The following is a 21,617-nucleotide window of genomic DNA, read 5'->3' on the forward strand; positions in this document are numbered from 1 at the left end:
TTTAAAACATAACTAAAAAGAGCTAAATAACAGAAAATAAAGGCTTATGATTGATGTTGATAAACTTATACAAATTAGTTTGTATATAGTTCCAATTAAACATGTAATTGTAAGTTTTTTTTATTAAGAAATATTGCTCAAATTAAGTGGTTTTTAAAACTTATGAGAACATAAGTTTTCATGGATTTAAAGAAAAATCTTTACTACTTTAGTATAAAGTTATACAATAACAATTGTAACTCAGGTTTGAGGAGGGATATAATGACAGAAAAAGCGAATAATAGAGGAAGTTATGAAGTTACGGATCTTACATCTCTTGAAAAATTAGAGCCAGTAAGAGTTAGACCGGGAATGTATATTGGTTCTACAGGAACAAAAGGTTTACATCATTGTATATGGGAAATATTGGATAACTCTATCGATGAAGTTGCCAATGGATTTGGTGATAAGGTAGTAGTTACTTTAAATAAAGATAAAACAGTTACTATAGAGGATAATGGAAGAGGAATACCAACAGGGATACATCCAGTTAAAAATAAATCTGGAGTAGAAATGGTTTATACAGAGCTTCACACTGGAGGAAAGTTTAATAATAATAATTATAAAACCTCTGGAGGACTTCATGGAGTTGGAGCAGCAGTTGTAAATGCGCTATCTAAGTGGCTTGAAGTAGAAGTAAAACAAAAGGGAAATATATACAAACAAAGATTTCATTACGGATATGATGTGGAACTTAAAAGGGACATGCCAGGAACCCCTGAGACTAATCTTGAAATAACAGGTAAATCTAAGGATACAGGTACTAAGGTGACTTTTTTAGCGGATAGTGATGTTTTTGGAACTGTAGATTTTAAATTTGACATAATTGATGAAAGATTAAAGGAATTATCTTTTCAAAATAAAGGCATTACCTTAGTTCTTAGAGATACAAGAAAACAAGAAGTAGTGGAAAAGGTCTATCATTCAGAAAGAGGACTTTTAGATTTCATTGATTATTTAAATGAGAGTAAAACAGTTCTTCATAAGGAACCTATAATTTTCTTGGGTGAAAGAGAAATTAATGGACTTTTAGTATCTGGAGAAGTGTGTATACAGTTTACTGATTCTACTGCTGAACATATAGCTAGTTATGTAAATAATATACCAACAAAGGAAGCAGGTACTCATGAAACTGGCTTTAAGACTGGTATGACTAGAGCATTTAAAGAGGGTAGTAAAAAGCTAAATCTTTTAAAAGAAAAGGATAAGGATTTTGAAGGTGATGACATTAGAGAAGGTATGACTGCCATCGTTAAGGTTAAAATCACAAACCCTGTATTTGAAGGACAGACAAAGACAAAGCTTGGAAATGTTGAGGCCTATTCTGTGATGAATGAACTTGCCTATACAAAGCTTGGAGAGTGGATTGAAGATAATAAAGAACTTGCAAGCATAATCATTAATAATGCTATTTCAGCCGCAGCAAGAAGAGAAAAGATAAAGAAGATAAATGATGCGGAAAGAAAGAAAATTGGTAATGGAACTTCACCACTAGCTGGAAAAGTAGCTGTTTGTACTTTGAAGGATAGAGAGTTTACAGAATTCATTGTAGTTGAGGGAGATTCTGCGGGGGGATCTGCAAAGCAAGCTAGAGATAGAAGATTTCAAAGTATTATGTCTTCTAAAGGTAAAATTATGAATACGGAAAAGCAAAAGTTAGAGAATGTTCTTGCTAGCGAGGAACTTAGAATTTTTAACACTGGAATTGGTACGGGAGTTCTTGAAAATTTTAAATTAGAAGAATTAAAGTATGGAAAAATAATAATACTTAGTGATGCAGATGTTGATGGTTATCATATAAGAACTTTATGGATGACCTATGTTTATAGATATATGAGACAAATGATTCAAAATGGAAACTTATTTATTGCACTACCACCACTTTATAAGGTATATAAAATGACTAAAAACGGTGAAGTTCATAAGTATGTCTACAATGATGAAGAATTAGATAAGGCTAAGAAAGAAATTGGTAAGGGCGCTCTTATTCAAAGGTATAAAGGACTTGGAGAGATGAATGCAGACCAACTTTGGGATACAACTTTAAACCCAGAAACTAGAACTCTTCAAAGGGTTACTATTGACGATGCAGCAAAGGCAGAAAAAATGGTATCTCTATTCATGGGAGATGTAGTTGAACCAAGAAGAAATTATATGTACAATCACGGTGAGTTTTAGGAGGTATTATTATGGCAAAGAAAAAAGAACCTATTCCAATAGATAATAATATTATAGATGTTTCTATAGATGAGGCTATGCCAGATAACTATCTTCCTTATGCGGTAGAGGTATCAAAGGATAGAGCACTTCCAGATGTAAGAGATGGAATGAAGCCAGTTCATAGAAGAATTTTATATGGTGCATATATGCTAAGAGCATTTCCAGATAAGCCTTATTATAAATCTGCAAGAATAGTTGGAGATATCCTAGGTAAGTATCATCCCCATGGTGATTCATCAGTTTATGATGCCATGGTAATACTTGCTCAGGATTTTAGTACGAGAAAACCTTTAATAGATGGACATGGAAACTGGGGATCTATTGATGGAGATAATGCGGCGGCAATGCGTTATACAGAAGCTAGACTTTCGAACATTGCTATGGAGATGTTAAAAGATATAGATAAAAATATAGTTGATATGACGGATAACTATTCTGATACTGAGAAGGAACCTACAGTATTACCAGCAAGGTATCCAAATCTTCTAGTTAATGGAGCTTTTGGGATAGCCGTCGGTCTTGCAACTAATATTCCACCTCACAACTTAGGCGAGGTTATTGATGGAGCCCTTGCCTATGCTGATAATGAAGAAATAACTACAAGGGAACTTATGGAACACATAAAGGGACCAGATCTTCCTACTGGTGGAATACTCATGGGAAAAGATTCTTTAGTAGCAGCTTATGAAACTGGAGAAGGTAAGGTAGTTTTAAGAGCAAAAACTCATTTTGAAACCTTAGAATCAGGAAGACTTGCTCTAGTTATTACAGAGTTCCCTTATAGAAAGAATAAAGCAAGATTACTTCAAGCTATATCTGATTTAACTGGAGATAAAAAGCATAGTAAAGCAGTAGAATCTATAGCAGATATTAGAGATGAATCTGATAGAAATGGAATTCGTGCTGTTGTAGAATTTAAGAAAAATACTAGCGACGAAACGGGAGAAAGAGTTCTTAAGTATTTATTTAAGAGAACTGAGCTTCAGTGTAATATATCTTTTAATATGGTGGCTCTTGCAGATGGAAAGCCAAGAACCATGGGCCTTAAGACTATAATTAAATATTACATAGAACATCAAAAGGATATAGTTACAAGAAGAACTACAAGAGAACTTGAAATAGCAGAGAAAAGATTCCATATTGTAGAAGGTTTTATTAAAGCTATTGGTATAATGGATGAAATAATTAAAACTATTAGAGCTTCAAAATCTAAGAAGGATGCAGGGGAGAACTTAGTAAATCAGTTTGGATTTACAGCTCCACAAGCAGAGGCAATCTTAGAACTTATGCTTTATAGACTTACAGGTCTTGAAATAAAGACTTTTGAGAAGGAACATAAGGAATTAGAAGCTAGAATTAAAGTTCTTAAAAGAATACTAGGAAGTGAAAAAGAACTTATAAAAGTTATTAAAAAAGAATTGTTAGAAGTTAAAGAAATTCACGATGATCCAAGAAGAACTACAATTTTAGAGGATGATAGTGATGCTAAGATAGATTTAGAGGAGCTTATTGTAGAGGAGGATGTGGTAGTTACCATGTCTAATGAGGGCTACATTAAGAGAACTTTAGTTAAATCATTTATAAGAACTAGCCAAAATACTGAGGATATTGATTATAGAGAGGGAGACTTTAATAGGTTCTTCTTTGAATGTAATACAAGGGATACCTTATGTGTCTTCACAAATCATGGAAATATGTATCAATGTAGAGTTGGTAACTTAATAGAATTTAAGTGGAGAGAAAAGGGTGAAAGAGTCCAGAAGTTTATTAAAGGGCTTAATTTAGATAAAGAAAAAATTGTAACTGTTTGTACTATAAGTGATTTCTCTATTCCGAGAGATGTAATGTTTATTACATCAAAAGGACTTATTAAGAAAACTGAACTTAGTAATTTTAATGCAAATAATTCTAGAGTTCAAAGAATTAAGCTAAGAAATGATGAAGAATTAACAAATGTTAGAATAGTAACTAAGGATAGAGAAGAGGAGTTTATTTCTATTAATACCTTTAAGGGATTAAATTTTGTGGTTGAAGAGCCAAAACTAGACCCAGTTGATAGAGGTATTCTTGGAAAATCTCTTGTAAATATTACAGAGGGTGACTACATTACAGATTGTGAATATGTAAGTAACTTTAATTACAAAGAGTTTTATGTAACTTTAAATAAAAAGGGTTCACTTAGAGTTTCCAATAGACGAAGCGGAGAAGAGGTTATTACAACTGCTAACTCTAACAGTGAGTTATTCTTCTTCACTGCGGGTGGAGATTTATTTAAAATTGCTGCAGTTATGATACAAAATATGGATAAAAAAGGCTTTGACATAAGTAAGTTATTTGAAGGTTATAATTCAGAAGATCCAATAGTCACCATAGTTGCAACAAATAATAATGCTACTTCAAAAAAGGAAAACTTTTATTTCTTCACTGAAAAGGGAGTAGTAAAGAAAACTTTAATTAAGGAATTCTTAGGAGATTATATTTATAGCACTGGATACAAGTTTAAAACCGATGGAGATAAACTAGTTAAGGTAGAACTAGAGAATCAAGAAGGTGAGGGAGTTATCCTTACAAGAAAAGGTATGTGCCTAAAATTCTCTTTAGATTCTATAAGTACCATGGGTAAAAATGCCACTGGAGTTATGGGAATAACTTTAAAAGATGATGATAGAGTAATCTTTGCTAGAACTAAAGGTGGAATCGGTACAAATAAAGATAATGAGTTATGTGTATCATTATCTGAAGAAAATCTTAAAATAACCACTAGTAAGGGTGAAGAGAAAAAGGTAGATATAGGATCAGTACCAGTGCAAAATAGAGCTGGTAGAGGTAAGAACCTCATAGTATTTATGGATGATACTATCGAAAAAGTAGAAGTTTTGAAATAGAGGTTGGGTAAGGCATCATATTATCTTCGATAAATCTGTGTTGAAAGTGGACTTATATTATTGCCACTTAGCCGTTTCGAAACATTTATTTACTAACGATCTACTCAAGGAAAAAGCTAAACTACAAAAACTCGCATACGCTCAAACACTTTGTAGTTCTAAACGCTTTTACCTTTCGCATCGCTGAGTAAAAGTAGAAATGAGGTATCTCCTTCTCATATGCATTCGAATGAGTAAGTTCGAAGACCTAAATCATAGATTTAGATTCTCACTTATGCAAATGGCTTCGTTCTCAATAATATTTAAGTCCACTTTCAACATTCAGATAAAACATAAGTCAATCATTTTGAGACAGCACTTATGCAAATGGTATTCATACCAATAATATTGATGCCAATTCCAACTATCTTTTAAAACTAAAAATAATAACAGATTAAAAATAATCAATATTAATAATAAATAAGTTATAATTAAGAAGTAATCTAACGAGGTTACTTCTTAAATTATATGTGCAGGTTTTATTAAAAATTTACACATATAATTTAAGTATTAGTATAGTGAAATTGTCATAGGAATATTTGGATATGGTTTATCATAATATTATGCCATAATCAACATTAGTTTAAAACATATTAGTGTCAAGGGAAGTAAGAGGAGTTTAAGTATGAAAAAGATAAGACTTTCAAATGGGATAAAAATTTTATATGAGAAAGTTCTGGGTAATATTACCTCTTTTACTATTGGCTTTGAAGCTGGTGCAAATACTGATAATGAGAATAAACTAGGTATTGCTCATGCTGTGGAACATATGGTGTTTAAGGGGACTAATAGTAAGACTGAGAAGGAAATTAATGATTTATGTAATGAATACTTAGGATTTCATAATGCTATGACTAATTATCCTTATGTAGTTTACTATGGGAGCTGTTTAAAAGAGGATTTTAGCAATGGATTTAATTTATATTGTGATATAGTTTTTAATCCTGCTTTTAAAGAAGATGGGTTTAAGGAAGAAATCTCCGTAATTTTAGAGGAACTAAAAGAGTGGAGTGATGATGTAGTTCAACATTGTGAGGATGTTCTTTTTTATAATAGCTTTGAGAAAAGAAGAATTAAGGAGCTAATTATTGGGAAGGAAGAAACTATAAAATCTATAACTCTTGAAGATATAAAAGAGTTTCATAAAAGTTTTTATACAGCAGATAATTGTGTAATATCTGTGGTAACTTCTTTAGAAATTGAAGAGGTTTTGAAGATAATAAATGGTTCTTCGGAGCTTGTTTGTGTTAACAAAAAGGTTGAATCTGAAGTTTTAGGCACAGCAGGTGCAACATATGAGGAGAGAGATAAAAATAATTTAGGGGATTTGAATAAATCAGTACAATTAACTTATGATAGTGACAATTCCAATAAAGATAACAAATATAGTGATATATTACCTGAAAAAGATAAATTTCCTTCTTATGAAAATCCTAAGGATGGAGTTTTTATAGAAGAGAATACCACTATTAATGGATGTAAGCTTCAATATATTTTTCCAATTCATGAGCTTTCTGAAAGGGAAGTGACTTTACTGAACCTGTTCAATGAATATTTTGCAGATGGAACTAGCTCTATTCTTTATGATGAGATTAGAACAAAGAGAGGTCTTGTCTACGATATTCAGGGAAAGGTTAAGAATGAGAAGGGTATAAAGTTATATACAATAACTCTATCTACCTCAAAGGATAACCTTCTACAGGTTCAGGAAATAATTAAGGAAAATATAGAGAGAATTAAGCAATCAAAAGGGATTTTCATAGAAAAATTTTTTAGAAAGTATGAAAGAAGCCAAAATCTCAAAAGAATGTTAGCTTTAGAAAAATCTATAGTACTGTCCATGCATCTAGCAGTTTATGAGATAATGTATGGTAAGTGTGAGTTACTCCTAGAGGAATTCTATAATTTAAATAGCTGTAATGAAGAAGAAATGATTTATACGATAAATAAGGTGTTTAATAATGAGACATTAGGGATAATTAGTAATTAGTATTGTTTAATAACCTTTTATCTAGAGTGATGTTATAATGAGATGACGATATATTAAAGGTAAGGTGATTAAGTGAAAACAATTTGGAAACAAACACAGTGTTCCATGGATGTGTTAAATAGATTATATAGTGCTACGAAGCTTACTCCTATTACTCTTAGAGTGTTAATTAATAGGGGATTAGATACAGAAGAGAAAATTAAAGGTTTTTTAAATAATTCTTTGAAAAATCTTTATGATCCATATTTAATGAAGGATATGGATAAGGCTGTATCTATTATGTGTGATTCCATAAAAAATAATGAAAAAATTATTATTTATGGAGATTATGATGCGGATGGAGTTACAAGTACAGCAATCCTTTATAAGGCTATAAAAAGTTGTGGTGGTAATGTGGATTACCATATACCGCATAGGGAAAATGAAGGATATGGAATGAGTATTTCTAGAATAGAAACTATTGCGGAGGAAGGCTATGACCTTATAATTTCTTGTGATAATGGAATATCTGCTATAAAAGAAGTTGAAAGAGCCAAGGAACTTGGATTAAAGGTTATTATTACGGATCACCATGAACTTCCCTTTGAAGAAGTGAATGGAGTGAGAAAGGTCATAGTGCCAAATAGTGATGCTTTAGTAAATCCTAAGAGATTGGATTGTGATTATCCATTTAAACTGCTTTGTGGAGCTGGAATTGCATATAAGTTTTCATTAGCTCTATATGGAGCTATGAATAAGTCTACAAATGATACAAGGGAACTTTTAGAACTTGCTGCTATTGGAACCATTTGTGATGTGGTAGATTTAGTTGATGAAAATAGAATCATTGCAAAGGAAGGACTTAAAATATTATCTGATACTAATAATAAAGGAATTATTGCTTTAAAGAATATTATAGGGATTAAAGATAATGTTAGTTGTTATAATGTAGGATTTAATATAGGACCTTGTATAAATGCTACGGGAAGACTTGAGACAGCACAGATGTCTTTGGAATTATTATTATGTAAAGATGACAGAATAGCAAATGAAATTGCTACAAAGGTCTTTAATCTTAATAAGGAAAGACAAGATTTAACTACAGAAAGTGTAGAAGCGGTTTGTTATGATATAGAGAATAGTTCTTTAATAAATGATAAAGTAATAGTAGTTTATAAAGAGAATATTCATGAGAGTATTGCAGGTATTGTGGCAGGAAGAGTTAAAGAAAAATATGGAAGGCCAGCTTTTGTATTAACTAAGGGGAAAGAAATGCCAAAGGGTTCTGGAAGATCTATTGATGAGTATAATATGTTTGAAGAAATGTTAAAATGTAAGGACCTTCTTTATAAGTTTGGTGGTCATCCTATGGCAGCTGGATTATCTATAGAGGAAGATAACATTTCAAAGTTTAGGGACATGCTTAATAAAAATTGCACATTAAATGACAATGATTTAGCAACAAAAATAAAGGTGGATTCACCTATAAAGCTAAATTATGTGGATGAAGTAGTTGTAAATGAGTTTGAAATCCTTGAACCTTTTGGAAAGGGAAATCCAGGACCGGTTTTAGGTGCCATTAAGGTTAAGGTCAATGGCATTAGATTTTTAGGTAGCGAAGAACAACATGTAAAATTTAGATTTAATGTTGAAGGTACTGATAGAAGTATTGACGGATTATATTTTAATAAAAAAGAAGAAGTGGAAGAAATACTTATAGAAGTTTATGGTGAGGATTATAGAAATCACTTAGTGAAGCCAGAAGGGTTGTTTTTAGATGTATTATTTCAACCGGATATTAATGAATTTATGGGTAAAAAAAGTATTCAGCTTAAAATTAAAAACATAAGAATAGCCAAATAATTATGGTATTCCCTCGGATAATATTGATGTCAATTTCAACAATTTGCTAAAATAGAGTTTAAGAATTAAATATAAAGAAAAGAGAGGCACTAATTAGTGCCTCTCTTTATTTAGGGGTTACTTACTACTAAATGTATTTATTAGATATAATTTATCTTATAAATTTCTTTCGTAAGATTCAACCATTTTCTTAACCATTTGTCCGCCGATTGATCCAGCTTCTCTTGAAGTTAGGTCTCCATTGTAACCTTCTTTTAAGTTAACTCCAACTTCTTGAGCTGCTTCCATTTTAAATCTGTCTAAACCTGCTTTTGCTTCTGGTACTAATAATCTACTTTTGCTTGTCATTATATATTCCTCCTCTAATAATTAGTAGAAGTCAACAAACATATTATTGTAAAACGCTTATTATTTAAATAATCTTGTCAACTTCTTAAATAATAAATTTACCACATGCTACTTACAAATGTTCAATTATAGATTTCTTTCATAAGATTCAACCATTTTCTTAACCATTTGTCCGCCGACTGATCCAGCTTCTCTTGAAGTTAGGTCTCCATTGTAACCTTCTTTTAAGTTAACTCCAACTTCATTAGCTGCTTCCATTTTAAATTTGTTTAGTCCTGCTTTAGCTTCAGGTACTACTGGATTGTTTGAGCTTTTATTGTTTGTCATTTATTTTCACCTCCTTTGCTTTGATAATAGTATTGTACCCGGATATATAAAGATTATTTAAGAGAAACGGTGGTAAGATAGGAAGTGTTATGATTAATTTCCTTTTAATGTATAAATTTTAACTGAAATTTAGCGTTTCGTATTTACATTTGCAAGTATATGTGGCATAACTTAATAAGAAGCATAACATAGGTAGTGTAATATAAAATTTATGTAGTAGAGATAAACACATCTTTTAATTTAAAATAAATTTTTACTATGTTAATTTAGGAGGATTTTAAAATTGAGTAACAAAAAAATTATAATGACAGGCGGAGGAACAGCGGGACATGTTACTCCCAATATTGCGCTCATGCCTAAACTAAAAGAATTAGGGTATGAAATTCAGTATATAGGAACTGAAAATGGTATTGAGAAAAAGCTTATAGAAGAAGAAAAAATAAAATATCATATAATATCAAGTGGTAAACTAAGAAGATATTTTGATGTTAAAAACTTTACAGACCCATTTAAGGTTATAAAAGGTATATTTGATGCTAAGTCTATAATAAAAAAAGAAAAGCCAGATATAGTTTTTTCAAAGGGTGGATTTGTATCAGTTCCAGTAGTTTTAGGAGCTTATTTTAATAAAATTCCAATTATAATACATGAATCAGATATTACTCCAGGACTTGCAAATAAAATATCTATGCCTTACGCTACAAAGATTTGTGTAACTTTTGAAGAGGCAATGGATCATGTTAATAAAAAGAAAGCTGTACTTACAGGTTCTCCAATTAGATTAGAATTATTTAAGGGAAGTAAAGTAAAAGCTAAGGAATTTTGTGGTTTTCATAACAATAAACCTGTAATATTAGTTACTGGAGGAAGTTTAGGTTCTAGAATCATAAATGAATGTTTAAGAGAATCTTTAAAGAATCTACTAGATAAGTTCAATGTAATACATTTATGTGGTAAGGGAAACTTAGATAGAAACTTTAATAAAGTAGAGGGATATGCACAATTTGAATATATTAAAGATGAACTATCTGATTTAATGCAGCTAGCAGACATAGTAATTTCAAGAGCAGGTTCTAATACTATATTTGAGTTATTAGCCCTTAAAAAGCCAAATATTTTAATACCATTATCAGCTAAGGCTAGTAGAGGAGATCAAATTTTAAATGCTAACTCATTTAAAAAGTCAGGGTACAGTATGGTAATTGAAGAAGAGGATTTAAATGCATTAAATCTTTTAGAAAAAATAGATGTTTTAAATGAGAACAAGGAAACATATATAGAAAATATGAGTAAAAGCAAACAACGGGATAGTCTTGGAAACATAATTAAGTTAATAGAGACCTATAGGAAAAAATAATAGACTCAGTTTCAAACAAGTTTTGAAACTGAGTCTATTATCTTATATAAGAAAATCTCCATTTTCTAAATTACATTTATTTTCTAAGGCAATCAATTGTCTATTATTTTATATGAGTAAATCCCTATGAATAGAGATTTATTTTATTGTGGTCAATTATAATATCTAGTGGAATTTTATAAGTATAAAATGTAGTTTAAAATAAATATTGTTAAAGATGTACATAATATAAATTAGAAACCATATGTAAAAAATACGAAATGGAGGTAATTTATTATTTAGCTTTGATATATTTTAAATAAGGGTTAGTTATATTATTATGAGTAAATAATATTCAAGTAAATTTATATTAGTGAGTATATAGTTAAATAATAATAAATAAAAGTGAAATTAAAATTTTTAGGTGCAACAAAGTGTGTTACAGGATCATGTCATTTACTTACTGCAAATAATAAAAATATACTTTTAGATTGTGGATTGTTTCAAAGTCATGATTTAGATAAATATGATAATGATATATTTAATTTTAACCCAAGGGATATTGATTATGTAGTATTGTCTCATAGTCATGTGGATCATAGTGGAAGAATACCTTTATTATTTAAGAGAGGATTTGAGGGGAAAGTTATTTGTACTAATCCAACCAAGGATTTATGTGAGTATTTATTAAAGGATGCTGCTAGAATTCAAGGTGAGGAAACCTATTTTAATAATCTATCTAGGCAGAAGAAGAATTTAGAACCATTAATGGCATTATATGAAGAAAAGGATGTGGAAGTAGCTATAGATAATTTTTGGGGATATGATTACAATGAAGAAATTATCCTTGAAAGTGATGTGAAAGTGGTTTTTAGAGATGCGGGACATATCCTTGGGTCTGCAATATGTGAAATTTTAATCAAGAACCATGAGGGAAAATGGATAAAATTAGTATTTAGTGGAGATTTAGGGAATGTTGATAGGTATATTTTGAAAAATCCTGAAGTTAATGTTAAAAGTGATTTTTTAATTATTGAAAGTACATATGGAGATAAAATTCATGAAGCGGAAGATAATTACCCCGAATTTTTAAAAATTGTTAAAAACACAATGGAAGGTGAAGGCAATCTTATAATACCATGCTTTTCTTTAGGGCGAACTCAAGAAATAATATACATGCTAAATAAGCTTGTGGAAAATGGTGAGGTAAAGGGGTGTAATGTCTATGTGGATAGTCCTTTAGCCTCAAATATAACTAAGATATTTAAAAAATATGAAAATTACTTTGATAGAGAATCTAAGTTACTTATAAAGAAAGGTGATAATCCTCTAGAATTTACAGGTCTTCACTTTGTAGAAAATAATGAGGAATCACAGAAATTACACCACATTAAATCAAGGGCAATAATTATAGTAGCTGGAGGAATCTATGATGGAGGGCGTGTATCAAAACATTTAAAAAACAATTTAACAAGAGAAGAATGTGGAATTATAATTACTTCTTATCAAGGAAATAAAAGCATTGGGAGTAAACTTTTAAAGGGAAGGAAAGAAATCACTATTGGTGGGGATCAGCTTAAAGTAAAATCGAAAATACATTATATAGGTGGATTATCTGGTCATGCAGATAAAATTGGATTATTAAAGTGGGTAGAAAATATGAAGTCGGTACCTGAAAAAATATTTGTAGTACATGGTGAAGGTAAAAACATTGAATCCTTCACAAATGAATTAAAATCCAAAAATTACAATGTTTACATGCCAGAATTTTCACAAGAAATTAAATTGAGTGATAATTAAAAATTTAACAAAGATTGTTGGGGGTTAAGGGTTGAATTTTATTGTATTTAGGGTATAATCTAAGTGTGAGACTTATGTTAAAGATTACCACTAGAAATAGAGGAAGTTTAAAGTCTTAATATACTGTTAAATATAAGTGAATTCATGATAGCATTTTAACAATTTAAAGTGAAATTAAGAGTTTGCTAATTAAAATATTTATGAAAGAAAGAGGGTTGCTTACAATGAGAAAAATGAAAACTATGGACGGTAATACGGCCGCAGCTCACGTAGCATATGCATATACTGATGTAGCAGCTATATACCCAATTACACCATCATCACCAATGGCTGAGCACTGCGATGAGTGGGCAGCACAAGGAAGAAAGAATGTATTTGGACAAGAATTAAAATTAATGGAAATGCAATCAGAGGCTGGAGCAGCTGGAGCAGTTCATGGATCATTACAAGCAGGTGCATTAACATCTACTTTTACTGCATCTCAAGGATTATTGCTTATGGTACCAAATATGTACAAAATTGCTGGGGAATTACTTCCAGGAGTTTTACACGTAACTGCTAGAGCGTTAGCTGCTCAAGCACTTTCAATATTTGGAGATCACCAAGATGTTATGGCAGCAAGACAAACTGGGTTTGCTTTACTTGCAACAAATAGTGTTCAAGAAGTTATGGACTTAGCTCCAATAGCTCACTTAGCAGCAATTGAAGGAAGAGTTCCATTCCTACATTTCTTTGATGGATTTAGAACATCACATGAAATACAAAAAATCCAGACTTGGGATTATGAGACTTTAGGGAACTTTTTAAACAAAGATGCAGTTGAAGCATATAGAAATAATGCTTTAAGCCCAGAGCATCCAGTAACTAGAGGAACAGCACAAAATCCAGATGTATACTTCCAAACTAGAGAAGCAGCAAACCCATTCTACGATGCAATACCAAACGTTGTAGAAAAATATATGGAAATGATCAACAAAGAAATTGGTACAGATTACCATACTTTCAACTACTATGGAGCACCAGATGCTGATAGAGTAATAGTTGCTATGGGTTCTGTATGTGATGTTGTTGAAGAAACAATAGATTACTTAACAGCTCAAGGAGAAAAAGTTGGATTATTAAAAGTTCATTTATTCAGACCATTCTCATTAAATCACTTCTTTAAACATATGCCATCTACAGTTAAGAGAATTGCTGTACTTGACAGAACTAAAGAGCCAGGATCAGCTGGAGAGCCATTATATCAAGACATAAGAAATGCATTTTATGATAGAGAAGAGAGACCAGTTATTATAGGTGGAAGATATGGACTAGGCTCAAAAGATACTACTCCATCTCAAATAGTTACAGTATTTGACCATTTAAAAGAAGCAGATCTTAAAAATGGATTTACCATAGGAATTATAGATGATGTTACAAATACATCACTTGCACAAACAAGAACAATATCTACTACACCAGAAGGAACTGTAGAGTGTAAATTCTGGGGACTTGGATCTGATGGAACAGTTGGAGCTAACAAGAGTGCAATCAAAATAATTGGAGACCATACAGATATGTATGCTCAAGCATATTTTGCATATGACTCTAAAAAATCTGGTGGGGTAACAATGTCTCACTTAAGATTTGGTAAGAAAGCAATTAAATCTCCATATCTAATTAACCAAGCTAACTACATTGGATGTCATAATCAATCATACGTTCATAGCTATGATGTATTAGCAGGAATTAAAGATGGTGGTACATTCCTATTAAACTGTATCTGGAACCAAGAGGAACTAGAACAAAACTTACCAGCATCAATGAAGAGATACATTGCTGCACACAACATCAACTTCTACACTATAAACGCTGTAAAAGTTGCTGAGGAAATTGGTCTTGGTGGAAGAATCAACATGATTTGTCAAGCTGCATTCTTCAAGCTAGCTGAGATAATACCAGTAGACGAAGCAATTGCATACTTAAAAGATGCAGTTCAAAGTTCTTATGGTAAAAAAGGTGAAAAAATTGTTAAAATGAACAATGATGCTATAGATGCGGGTGTTAATGCTATAGTTAAAGTTGAAGTTCCAGCTTCATGGAAAGATGTATCGGATGCAGAATCAGCTAAGAAAGAAAATCCAGACTTCATAAAAAATATAGTTGAAGTTATGAATAGACAAGAGGGAGATAATCTTCCTGTAAGTGCATTTGAAGGAAGAGAAGATGGTACATTTGATCACGGAACAGCAGCTTATGAAAAAAGAAGTATAGCTGTTAATGTACCTGAGTGGATACCAGAAAACTGTATTCAATGTAACCAATGTTCATATGTGTGCCCACATGCTGTAATAAGACCATATGTTGGAACAGAGGCAGATTTCGCGAATGCTCCAGCAGCTATGAAGGTTGCAGATGCTAAGGGCGGACAGCTTAAGGGATTAAAATTCACTATGTCAGTATCTCCAGAGGATTGTACAGGATGCGGAAACTGTGCACAAGTTTGTCCAGCTAAGCAAAAAGCTTTAGTTATGAAGCCTATTGCTACTCAAATAGAACAAGCAGAAGCCTGGGAATTTACAGTTAAAATGCCAAAGACAAACAATCCATTAGGAGTTACATCTGTTAAAGGAAGTCAATTCGAAACTCCACTTTTAGAGTTCAGTGGTGCTTGCGCAGGATGTGGAGAAACTCCATATGCTAAACTTATCACTCAATTATTCGGAGATAGAATGATGATAGCTAATGCTACAGGATGTTCTTCAATTTGGGGAGGAAGTGCTCCTTCAACTCCGTATACTAAGAACCAAGAAGGTAAAGGACCAGCTTGGGCTAACTCATTATTTGAAGATAATGCCGAGTATGGACTTGGAATGTTCTTAGGATCAAACCAATTAAGAGAAAAACTTGCTGATCTTGTAAATGAAGTAGTAAAAACAACTTCAAAGGTCGAGTTAAAAGCTGCTTTAAATGAATGGTTAGAAAACAAAGATGATGCTGAAGGTTCAAAAGCAGCAACTAAAAAAGTTCTTCCACTTATTGAAGCAAGTAAAGATTGCTGTGAAACAATGGCTGAATTATATAAACACAAAGACTACTTCGTTAAGAGATCTCAATGGATCTTTGGTGGAGACGGTTGGGCATATGATATTGGATATGGTGGAGTTGACCACGTTCTAGCATCAGGAGAAGATGTAAATATATTTGTATTTGACACAGAGGTTTACTCAAACACTGGTGGTCAATCTTCTAAATCTACTCCAACTGCAGCTATAGCAAAATTTGCAGCTGCAGGAAAGAGAACTAAGAAGAAAGATCTTGGAATGATGGCAATGAGCTATGGATATGTATATGTTGCTCAAATAGCTATGGGGGCTGATCAAGCTCAAACTCTTAAAGCTATAAGAGAGGCTGAAAGCTATAAAGGACCATCTCTAATAATAGCTTATGCTCCATGTATTAACCACGGAATTAAGAGTGGAATGGGAGCAACTCAATTAGAATCTAAAAAAGCTGTTGCTTGTGGATATTGGGGTCTATACAGATTTAATCCGAATCTTAAAGATGAAGGAAAGAATCCATTTACATTAGACTCTAAAGAACCAACTGAATCATTCAAGGACTTCTTATTAAGTGAAGTAAGATATGCATCACTTCAAAAGATGTTCCCAGAAATATCAGAAGAATTATTTGTTAAGACTGAGAAAGATGCAATGGAAAGATTAGAAGGATATAAAAAACTTGCAGCACAACAGTAGTATTTAATTTAAAATAATTACAAAAAAGCTGACCTAGGGGAACCTATTGTCAGCTTTTTTAAGTTTTAACAAAAATTTATTTAAAAAACACTTCTAAAATCTATGAATTAAGGGTACAATTAAGAAGAGAATTATTTAAGGAGGCTATTAATATGGGAAATAAATGTTGCGGACATAACGAAGATAAAAAAGAAACAGCATGCTGTGGTGGACACGATCATGAAGAAAGTCATGAGGGATGTTGCTGTGGAAACAACCATGAGGATAACCACGAAGGATGTTGTGGTGGACATGATCATGATCACCAAGATGATGAATGTGGATGTGGTTGTGGAGAACATGAATCAATGTTCGTTGAATTAGAAGACGAAGAAGGAAATGTAACTCAATGTGAAGTTGTTGATGGTTTCCTATTTGAAGAAAATGAATATGCATTAGTGCAAAATCCAGATGATGGATCAATATATTTATTCAAAGTAGTTGGTGATGATGAAGTAGGAGAACTAGTTGTACCAGAAGATGATGAATATGATGCAGCAAGAGCATATTATGAGCAAACTATTGCAAATGAAAATAGTGAAAACTAATTTAATCTCCTTAAAGCCGCTATTTTAATAGCGGCTTTTTGTATAACATTAAAATTAAAGACTTTGTTTTAAATCAATGTTGATTATCACATTAGATTATCCTCACTCAAGGGTTACTTAAAACATAGCCAAATTAAATTGTAATAAGGATGAAAGTAGGGTTAATTACAAATGGAAAAATTAGCTATATTCGATATCGATTATACTTTAACTAAAAAAGAAACTTCTATGGAATTATATAAATATATGGTTAAGCATGATAAAAAATTATTAAGGTATTTACCTTCTCATATAATTACCGGACTGTTTTATACAATGAAGGTTTATGATGCTAGTAAAACTAAGGAGAGATTTTTGAGATTTCTAGCAGGAACTAAAGAAGAAGAACTAAAGATTTTAGTTAAGAATTTTTATAGAGATCAGGTTGCTAGTATTTTATATGAAGATGGTATTAAAGCTATTAAAGATTTTAAGAAAAATGGCTATAAAATATATTTAATTTCTGCATCCCCTGAGTTTTATATTAATGAATTCTACAATATTAAAGAAGTAGATAAGGTGATTGGAACTAAATTTAACATGGATAATGGAATATTTGCTCCTAAAGTTGTGGGAGAAAATTGTAAGGGCGAAGAAAAGGTAAGAAGGTTAAAGGAAGAATTGAAAAAGGATAATATAGAAGTTGATTATGAAAATTCTTATATGTTTTCCGATTCTCTTTCGGATTTACCACTTCTGAAATTGGTTGGGAAAGGGTATTTAATTAACTACAAAAGGAATCATGAGTTGAAGATTTTAAGGTGGCGATAGATATGGAAGTTTGTATTAATGAATATTTTATAAAGAATAATGAAATTTACCCAAGTGAAAGATTTAATGAAGAATATGTGGTAGAAGGTAAGTGTATATATGAAGTTATAAGAGTTATTCAAGGAGTTCCTGTATTTTTAGATGAACATTTAAAAAGACTTGAAAATTCATTGGAATTAGCTAAAGAAAATAATTCTACAAGTATGGATATGGTTAATTTCATGGTAGATAAGTTAATAGATGCGAATAATATAGAAAACGGAAATATTAAGATGGTAATTAATAAAAAAAATATTTTCATATTTTCTATAAAACATTCTTATCCAAGTGATGATATGTATAGAAATGGAGTTAAAACTATTCTGTATTTTGGAGAGCGTAATAATCCAAATGCTAAGGTAATCGATAGTACTTTTAGAGAAAAGGTAAATAAAGAAATAGAAAGAAGTAATAGTTACGAAGCTATTTTAATCAATGACCAAGGATATATTACTGAAGGTAGTAAATCTAATATCTTTATGGTAAAAGGAAATGAAATCCTTACAGCGCCAGTAGAGGGAGTTCTTCCAGGAATCACAAGAGGACAGATAATAAAAGCTTGTGATGAATTAAATTTAACGGTTAAAGAAGAAAATATAAACGTTAAGGATATAAAAAACTTGGATGGTCTTTTTATATCAGGTACATCGCCAAATGTATTGCCAATAAGTGAAGTTCAGGGAGAAATAGAATATAAATCAGTTTCAGACACGATATATAGAATAAAAAATCAGTTTGATATGATAATAAAAAGAAATTTAAAAGATTATAAACGAATTAAATAGTAAAGTATATAAAAAACAATACGATAATATATTATAGTATATTTTAGTGTTGTTTTTTATATTATGTAATATAAAGTAACTTTATTAAAAATTGGGGGTGGGAATGTGGAAGAAAGTATTTCCACAGGAACTGCAAAAGTGGTAAATGGAAATATAATTATTACTGATGGAGCCAATAATTCTGAAGAGCCTTGGATTGTAAAAGGGAAAGATATAGGTTTATATGTAGATGGAAAAGAGGTTAAAGAAAGAGTCAGAGTTAATTCGAAAAGTAACATTGAAGTTGTTTTAAAAGAAATTAAGGCTGAACGAAACCTTGATATTACTGTTAGTGAAGATAAAATGTTAGCCACAATATCAATAAGTTATTCTCCAGAAATCATTTATACCTTAGAGGATACAGAAGAAAAAAAAATGATTTTCTTGAATTCTATAGTGAAGGAAGAACGTGCTTTACCAAAGTTTACAAGCAATGAAATTTTGAATGAACTTAAGTCCAAAGGAATAATTTACGGTATAGATGTTAAAGGATTAAATTCTATAATAGGCATGGATCAGATTAAGGATTTCACTATAGCAAAAGGTAAACCGCCTGTTGAGCCTATAGATGATGTTTTAAATATATATTTTGAATGTGGAACTAGAAGTTTTAAGGCTGATGATCATGGAAATGTAAATTTTAAATCTATAGGTAATATAACCAGTGTAAAAGAAAATGAAGTTCTTGCTAAACGTATAGTTGGAAAAGAAGGAACTATAGGCATTAACTTATTTTCGCAACAAGTACAGTCAAGAAAAAAAGTAGTAAAAGATATGATGGTGAAAACTGGGTGTAAGTTTTTGAATAAGGACACAATAGTAGCCACAATAGAGGGAAAACCGCAATTAAAGGGATGTGTTTTTCAAGTAAATAATGTACACGCTGTGGTTGGCGATGTTGATATATCAACAGGGGATATCAATTTTATAGGGGATGTAGTTATTAATGGAGACATAAAGGATGGAATGAAGGTGAAAGCTGGTAATTCTATCACTGTAAGTGGTAATGCTATAAGATGCAACCTTTGGTCTGAAGGGGATTTAAATGTAAAAGGAAGTGTCATTTCTTCTGATGTTAAAATTAAAAGTGAAGTCTCAGAATTAAATGATTATGTAGAAACTTTAGATAGTATTTCAAAGGTTTTTAAAAATGTATATATTGGGGTAATGGCTATTAAAAATAGTCAAGGATTAAAATCTGGAATTAGTGATGGTAAAATAGTAGAGCTTGTAATAAAAAGTAAATTTTTTAAATTTAATGCTATGGTTAAAAAGCTCTTAACTATGATGAGTCAGGTTAATGATGATAATAATGAAATATTTAGAATCTTAAAGATTAAGTATGCTTCAAGAAATTATATATTAATAAGTAATGCTGAAGAGTTAAATACAATAAGTAAGTTAATTGAAGAAAAGGTTTTAAGTATAAATTCTATGAAAGATATTAAAGCTAATGCAACAATTGGATATGTACAAGATTCTAATATTAAATGTTCTGGGAATGTAATAATAGAAGGTAAAGGTGTATATAAATCACAAATATATGCGGAGGATAGTATTTATTTTGTAACGGATGGACAATGTGAGCTTAGAGGTGGGAGAATTCAAGCTAAGAATGAAATAAGAACCAAGATTGTTGGTTCATCTTCAGGCGTAACTACGGAGTTGGTTGTGGGTAAAAATGGAAACATATATTGTGATATAGCATACTTAAACACTAAATTTGTCATTGGGGATGCTGAGACAATATTAGATGAAAACTGCAGAAATGTTCATGTGTATATAGATAAAAATAAAAACTTAACTGTAGATAAATTCAAAATTTAGGAGGGATAAAATTGGCAGGAGAATTTAAATTACTTGTATTTAAATTAGGGGAACAAAGCTTTGCGGCTGATATTGTAGAAGTTGAACGTATACTTAACTATGAAGAGCCAACAAAGCTTCCAGATTCCGAAGATTTTTTAGAGGGAGTTATTAATTATCAAGAAGGTATACTTCCTGTAATTAGTCTAGCTAAAAAGTTTGGAATAGCTGGTAGTGAAACCAAGGATAATAAAGGATCAATAATAGTTGCAAGAAATGGAGAGGAGGCATTAGGAGTAATAGTTGAGGCAGTTAATGAAGTAATATCAATGGATTCAAGTGACTTAGAGGAAACACCAGACATTTCTTCAAATATATCAAAGAGATATATTAAAGGATTAATAAGGGATAAAAACAAAAACAATATTATATTACTTCTTAATCTTAATCGACTTTTGTCAAAAGAAGAAAAAGAAAAAATAGAAGGGTAAAATATGGGGTACGAAGATATAAAAGTAGGGATTGCAGATTATAAAATAGCTAAATCACCAAATAGGCTTATAACCATTGGATTAGGATCGTGTGTGGGAATAGCAATAATAGATAAAAGAAATGGCGTTGGTGGTCTTGCTCATATTATGCTACCAGATAGCTGTAAGTTTAATAAAATATCAAATGAAATAAAATTTGCTAATCTTGCTATACCTATTTTAATTAAAGAACTAATAGAAAATGGGGCAGAGGAAAAGTTTTTAAGAGCCAAGATTGCTGGGGGAGCAGCTATGTTCAATTTCTCAGATAATAATGTTAACATGGATATAGGAGCTAGAAATAGCATTGCAGTTAAGGAAATATTAAAAGCAAGAAGGATACCTATAGATAGTGAGGAAATTGGTGGAAACAAAGGAAGAACTATAACATTTGATACAGCAACAGGAGATTTACAGGTTAAAACTGTAGGGGCGGGTATAAAGGTTGTATAAAGGTT

General features: G+C 31.2%; 15 protein-coding genes. 13 read left to right on the top strand and 2 right to left on the bottom strand.

What is annotated here, in order from left to right; genetic code table 11:
* Nucleotides 1-261 precede the first annotated feature (261 nt).
* The 4 genes from RSD37_RS09195 (at nucleotide 262) to recJ (ending at nucleotide 9,015) form a co-directional block, all read left to right on the top strand.
* Nucleotides 262-2,217: a DNA topoisomerase IV subunit B gene (locus RSD37_RS09195; protein ID WP_346946433.1), complete on the top strand. Its 1,956-nt coding sequence runs from the start codon at nucleotides 262-264 to the stop codon at nucleotides 2,215-2,217.
* An 11-nt stretch (nucleotides 2,218-2,228) separates the two neighbouring features.
* Nucleotides 2,229-5,144 carry a DNA topoisomerase IV subunit A gene (locus tag RSD37_RS09200; protein WP_346946434.1) on the top strand — a complete coding sequence of 972 codons (2,916 nt, stop codon included), beginning with the start codon at nucleotides 2,229-2,231 and terminating at the stop codon, nucleotides 5,142-5,144.
* Nucleotides 5,145-5,808: 664 nt separating this feature from the next.
* Nucleotides 5,809-7,173 carry a pitrilysin family protein gene (locus RSD37_RS09205; protein ID WP_346946435.1) on the top strand — a complete coding sequence of 455 codons (1,365 nt, stop codon included), beginning with the start codon at nucleotides 5,809-5,811 and terminating at the stop codon, nucleotides 7,171-7,173.
* A gap of 72 nt (nucleotides 7,174-7,245) precedes the next feature.
* Nucleotides 7,246-9,015: a single-stranded-DNA-specific exonuclease RecJ gene (gene recJ / locus RSD37_RS09210; protein ID WP_346946436.1), complete on the top strand. Its 1,770-nt coding sequence runs from the start codon at nucleotides 7,246-7,248 to the stop codon at nucleotides 9,013-9,015.
* Between the two features lie 156 nt (nucleotides 9,016-9,171).
* Here recJ and RSD37_RS09215 read toward each other — a convergent pair whose 3' ends face one another.
* Together RSD37_RS09215 and RSD37_RS09220 are read right to left on the bottom strand one after the other, a co-directional pair.
* Entirely contained in the window at nucleotides 9,172-9,363 is a 192-nt protein-coding gene (locus RSD37_RS09215) for an alpha/beta-type small acid-soluble spore protein (protein WP_150845035.1), read from the bottom strand.
* Nucleotides 9,364-9,489: 126 nt separating this feature from the next.
* On the bottom strand, nucleotides 9,490-9,690 hold the full coding sequence (locus RSD37_RS09220) for an alpha/beta-type small acid-soluble spore protein (RefSeq protein ID WP_346946437.1): 201 nt from the start codon (nucleotides 9,688-9,690) through the stop codon (nucleotides 9,490-9,492).
* 283 nt (nucleotides 9,691-9,973) lie between these two features.
* Here RSD37_RS09220 and RSD37_RS09225 point away from each other — a divergent pair, with 283 nt between their 5' ends.
* The 9 genes from RSD37_RS09225 (at nucleotide 9,974) to RSD37_RS09265 (ending at nucleotide 21,612) form a co-directional block, all read left to right on the top strand.
* The gene (locus tag RSD37_RS09225) at nucleotides 9,974-11,047 is read left to right on the top strand and encodes an undecaprenyldiphospho-muramoylpentapeptide beta-N-acetylglucosaminyltransferase (RefSeq protein ID WP_346946438.1); all 1,074 of its coding nucleotides are present in this window, start codon (nucleotides 9,974-9,976) and stop codon (nucleotides 11,045-11,047) included.
* 384 nt (nucleotides 11,048-11,431) lie between these two features.
* Nucleotides 11,432-12,826 (top strand): MBL fold metallo-hydrolase, encoded by a 1,395-nt coding sequence (locus RSD37_RS09230; RefSeq protein ID WP_346946439.1) that lies wholly within the window; start codon nucleotides 11,432-11,434, stop codon nucleotides 12,824-12,826.
* A gap of 224 nt (nucleotides 12,827-13,050) precedes the next feature.
* The gene (gene nifJ / locus RSD37_RS09235; protein ID WP_346946440.1) at nucleotides 13,051-16,563 is read left to right on the top strand and encodes a pyruvate:ferredoxin (flavodoxin) oxidoreductase; all 3,513 of its coding nucleotides are present in this window, start codon (nucleotides 13,051-13,053) and stop codon (nucleotides 16,561-16,563) included.
* Nucleotides 16,564-16,715: 152 nt separating this feature from the next.
* Nucleotides 16,716-17,150, top strand: a complete 435-nt coding sequence (locus tag RSD37_RS09240) for a DUF1292 domain-containing protein (RefSeq protein WP_346946441.1) — start codon at nucleotides 16,716-16,718, stop codon at nucleotides 17,148-17,150.
* A gap of 171 nt (nucleotides 17,151-17,321) precedes the next feature.
* Nucleotides 17,322-17,960 carry an HAD-IB family hydrolase gene (locus tag RSD37_RS09245; protein WP_346946442.1) on the top strand — a complete coding sequence of 213 codons (639 nt, stop codon included), beginning with the start codon at nucleotides 17,322-17,324 and terminating at the stop codon, nucleotides 17,958-17,960.
* Between the two features lie 2 nt (nucleotides 17,961-17,962).
* The gene (locus RSD37_RS09250) at nucleotides 17,963-18,784 is read left to right on the top strand and encodes an aminotransferase class IV (protein ID WP_346946443.1); all 822 of its coding nucleotides are present in this window, start codon (nucleotides 17,963-17,965) and stop codon (nucleotides 18,782-18,784) included.
* 105 nt (nucleotides 18,785-18,889) lie between these two features.
* Complete coding sequence (locus RSD37_RS09255; RefSeq protein ID WP_346946444.1) at nucleotides 18,890-20,650, top strand: flagellar assembly protein A; 1,761 nt, start codon at nucleotides 18,890-18,892, stop codon at nucleotides 20,648-20,650.
* Between the two features lie 11 nt (nucleotides 20,651-20,661).
* A complete protein-coding gene (locus tag RSD37_RS09260; protein WP_346946445.1) occupies nucleotides 20,662-21,120 on the top strand; it encodes a chemotaxis protein CheW in 459 nt (152 codons plus the stop codon).
* 3 nt (nucleotides 21,121-21,123) lie between these two features.
* Nucleotides 21,124-21,612, top strand: a complete 489-nt coding sequence (locus RSD37_RS09265; protein WP_346946446.1) for a chemotaxis protein CheD — start codon at nucleotides 21,124-21,126, stop codon at nucleotides 21,610-21,612.
* Nucleotides 21,613-21,617: the final 5 nt, after the last annotated feature.

It is taken from the genome of Clostridium sp., from assembly GCF_036646415.1.
GTDB lineage: Bacteria > Bacillota > Clostridia > Clostridiales > Clostridiaceae > Clostridium_J.